This window comes from Rathayibacter sp. AY2B7, from assembly GCF_002931635.1.
Classification (GTDB): Bacteria; Actinomycetota; Actinomycetes; order Actinomycetales; family Microbacteriaceae; genus Rathayibacter.
In genome coordinates this window covers 1-2,514 of sequence record NZ_PSUC01000193.1, presented here as the reverse complement: position 1 = coordinate 2,514, position 2,514 = coordinate 1, and the positions used below count along the sequence as shown (strand labels likewise).

Here is a 2,514-nt window from a genome sequence, read left to right as displayed (position 1 = left end):
ACACCGCCTGGAGCTTCGACGAGCTGGCCGCGATCGTCGCCGAGGTCGCCGGACGCGACGCCGCGATCAGCCACGTCTCCTCCGACGAGCACGCCCGCGGATCCGCGTCGGCGCCGTCCTCTACGGACTCGTCCTCGCCGCCGCCTCGATCGGCCTGCTCGTCGTCTCGGCCGACCCGGTGCTGCGCGCGCAGGTCGTCGAGCGCGGGATCACGCTCGAGCCCGGCGCCGCGCTCGCCCTGGCCGTCGCGGCGCTCGGCGCCATGGCGCTCCTCCTCGCGCTCGCCCGCCTGCTCGACCGCCGCGCCGCTCGCGACGACGGCTGACCCCGGCGCGGGACGCCGGGTGCTCGCAACCCCCTGCCCCGCATCCGCCGAGAGGCGCAGACTCGTCCCGGGCGATCGCCCGCCACCCCCTGGAGACGAGACCATGCCCTTCTGCGCCCTCGAGAGCCTCCGCTGATGGAGCTGGGCATCGCCGCGATCGTCGGCGTCTCGGTCCTCGTCGCGGTCGCCGTCTTCTCGCGGCGCCTCGGCGTCGCCGCCCCGATCGTCCTCGTGCTCGCCGGCGTCGGCCTCTCGTACATCCCCGGGGTGCCGGAGGTGGTCGTCCCGCACGAGTGGGTGCTCGACGGCGTGCTGCCGCCACTGCTGTACGCGGCGGCGCTCAGCGTCCCGTTCATCGACTTCCGCCGGAATCTGACCACCATCACCGGCCTGTCGGTCGTGCTGGTGCTGATCTCGGCGGCCGGCGTCGGCGCGCTCCTCTTCCTCCTCCTCCCCGAGCTCGGGCTGGGCCTGGCGATCGCCGTGGGCGCGATCATCAGCCCGCCCGACGCCGTCGCTGCGACCTCGGTCGGTCGGCGGCTCGGCCTCCCGCCGCGGCTGCTCACCCTGCTCGAGGGCGAGGGACTGATCAACGACGCGACCGCGCTGGTGCTCCTCCGCTCGGCCCTCGCCGCCGCCGCCGGGACGCTGGCGACGCCGTGGGCCGCGATCGGCGACTTCCTCTACGCCGTCGTCGTGGCCGTCGTGGTCGGGTTCGTGGCGAGCGTGGTCACCGTCTTCGTCCGCTCGCGGATCGAGGACCCGGTGCTCAACACCGTCCTCTCCTTCATCGTCCCCTTCGTCGCGTTCATCCCCGCCGAGGGCCTGGGCGCCTCGGGCGTGCTCGCCGTGGTCGTCGCCGGCCTGCACACCGGGCACGCCTCCTCCCGCGCCTTCACCGCGCAGTCGCGGGTGAACGACCGGATCAACTGGCGGACCGTGCAGTTCCTGCTCGAGAACGGCGTGTTCCTGCTGATCGGTCTCGAGATCCGCTCGCTGATCCACGACGCCGACAGCGCGCGCCTCTCCGTGCCTGGAGCGGTCGGGATCGGGCTGATCGCGGTGGTCGGGCTGATCGTCGTGCGCTTCCTCTGGGTCGGGCCGGTCCTCCTCGGCGAGCGCTGGCAGACCCGCCGGGCCGAGCGCCGGGCCCGCGAGCAGAAGGAGCTGCTCGAGTCGCCCGAGGCGCAGGAGCTGCCGAAGGAGGAGCGCGGCCGGGCGAAGCGGCGCTACCTGCTGCGGCGCAGCGACTACCGGCACTTCAGCCGCAACGGCATCGGCTGGCGCGGCGGTCTGGTGCTCGGCTGGTCCGGGATGCGCGGAGTGGTGACCCTCGCGGCCGCGCAGTCGCTGCCCGAGGACATCCCGTACCGTCCGCAGCTCGTGCTGATCGCCTTCACCGTGGCCGTCGCGACCCTGCTGATCCAGGGCAGCACGCTGCCGCTGCTGATCCGGGCGCTGGGCATCCGCGGGATCGACGTGCCCGAGGACCAGCGCGCGCTCGCGGGCCTGCTCGACGAGATCACCGAGAAGGGCCTCTCGGTGCTGGAGCACCCGGGCGACGCCGTCGAGGGCGCCGACGGCGTCGCCCCGGACGTCCTGGAGCGGGTGCGACAGACGTCGTTCCTCCGCTCCGAGGCCGCCTGGGAGCGCTCGCGCGGCACGGAGAGGTCGGTCGCGGACACTCCGCACCGCCTCTACCGGGCGCTGCGCCTCGCCGTGGTCGCGGCCGAGCGGGAAGCGCTGCTGGACGCGCGCTCGCGCCGCGCCTACCCGCAGCGCATCCTCCGCGACGCCCAGTCGCTGCTCGACCTCGAGGAGACGCGGCTGCGGGTCCGGCGGGGCTCCGAGTCCTGAGGGCTCGGGATCGTGACGATCGCTCCCGGGGATGCCCGCGCTGATCCGCGCCCTGTGGAGGAGCGCCGAGCTCCTCGAGTGCGCCATCCGGATCGACCCCTCGGACCACGGCCGTCCGGCCTCCCCGGCATAGCCCGCCGATGCGTCACCCCCCGTTAAGCCCGCGCTCCCCGCTTCCTCTGGCACTGCCGTCGCCCCGCCCGTAACCTGCGGATCGCCTGAGAATCGGATCCCCCGACCCGCCCGGGCGTCCGGAAGGCCCGCCATGCGCTCGAACCCGTCCCCCTCGACCCTGCTCGAGTCGCCCGAGGCGCAGGAGCTGCCGAAGGAGG

2 protein-coding genes are annotated in these 2,514 nt (G+C 74.3%); both read left to right on the top strand.

What is annotated here, in order from left to right; translation table 11 throughout:
• Positions 1-325 (top strand): hypothetical protein (locus C5C27_RS18265; RefSeq protein WP_181133585.1); only part of this gene is annotated, 325 nt, incomplete at its 5' end.
• A 135-nt stretch (positions 326-460) separates the two neighbouring features.
• Positions 461-2,182 carry a sodium:proton antiporter gene (locus C5C27_RS17235; RefSeq protein WP_104315011.1) on the top strand — a complete coding sequence of 574 codons (1,722 nt, stop codon included), beginning with the start codon at positions 461-463 and terminating at the stop codon, positions 2,180-2,182.
• Positions 2,183-2,514 lie beyond the last annotated feature (332 nt).